Here is a 1055-nt window from a genome sequence, read left to right as displayed (position 1 = left end):
ATTTCTGCGACCCATACCGCTCCAGCCAGCGGGGCACAAACGAGAATACAAATGGACTGCTGCGCCAGTACTTCCCGAAGGGTACGGACTTCCGGAAGATCTCTGAGAAAGCGCTCCGAGCAACCGTGAAGCAACTGAATAACCGACCCCGGAAACGGCTCGGTTATCGCACACCGGCGGAAGTGTTCTGGGGTGAATACTCAGGAGCACTGGATACGGGTGGTGCTGCAGTTATTACTTGAATCCAAGGCTAAACAACATAACAAGTTGCGCCACGCGGATGGCCTTTTCTCCGCGTTGCTCCGAAAAGGTCACCGGTGCGCTCTGCGTTATGCATCTAAGGAGAAGTTGAAACAATGGGAATGACTCTGACAATTATCACTGTCGGCGCTGCAGCAATGTCAATTGCAGGCATTAATATTCGGGACTTTTTCAGAAACTCTCCTAAGGCACAGGATAAAGCTACGATCCAGTCTTACATCAAGTTCCTAGAGGGAAAAGAGGTCCTTCTGGCTCCAATTGATGATGAAGTTCAGCCTGCCGTAATTAAAAGCCTTGAGAAAATAAAAGATGAAACTGAACGTGTCCGAGCAGGTGTAAACGACGAGGCAATTCAAACCGTCTTGCTACAGGTGATTTTGACTCTGAGCAAAGAGCTTCAAAGCCTTTATCGGATTGATGCAGACACTGATCAAGGAAAGTACAAAATGTATCGCTCCTTGCAAAAAATAAGGCTTGATATGTCTAAGGCGCTCGCGATGTTTTGTGCGGCATTTGGTATTGACCCAACTGGGAACAATAGCCGCCTCGGGGAGTTCATCCTCAACTTTTCTATCAGGCCACGAAACTAATGCATAACAAGTGCAGGCACGGCGACGCCCACTACATTGCGCCTTTGGCTCCATTTCGTGGGCGCGCATGCTGCAAGCGTTGTGTGGAATAAAACTGTGAATTTTGAGATTAGTCGTGACCAAGATTTCTTGGTGGAGCATTGCTACTCATGTGCGGTTCCGGGGTACCTGATCGTGACGCCAGTCCCCGAAGCACACTCGTTG

At 49.2% G+C, this 1055-nt stretch carries 2 protein-coding genes; both read left to right on the top strand.

What is annotated here, in order from left to right:
* Positions 1–242, top strand: a 242-nt coding sequence (locus AAF659_RS15010; protein WP_349752538.1) for an IS30 family transposase, incomplete at its 5' end; no start/stop codon positions are given.
* A 114-nt stretch (positions 243–356) separates the two neighbouring features.
* The gene (locus AAF659_RS15005; RefSeq protein WP_349752593.1) at positions 357–851 is read left to right on the top strand and encodes a DUF6650 family protein; all 495 of its coding nucleotides are present in this window, start codon (positions 357–359) and stop codon (positions 849–851) included.
* The last annotated feature ends 204 nt before the right edge of the window (positions 852–1055 follow it).

Source organism: Salicola sp. Rm-C-2C1-2 (assembly GCF_040196175.1).
GTDB lineage: Bacteria > Pseudomonadota > Gammaproteobacteria > Pseudomonadales > Oleiphilaceae > Halospina.
Note: the sequence above shows the minus strand (reverse complement) of the source record. Positions and strands in the feature narration are given on the sequence as shown.

Excerpts from the sequence above, each read along its gene's own strand:
- AAF659_RS15005 (WP_349752593.1), top strand. The coding sequence starts at position 357 with ATGGGAATGACTCTGACAATTATCACTGTCGGCGCTGCAGCAATGTCA.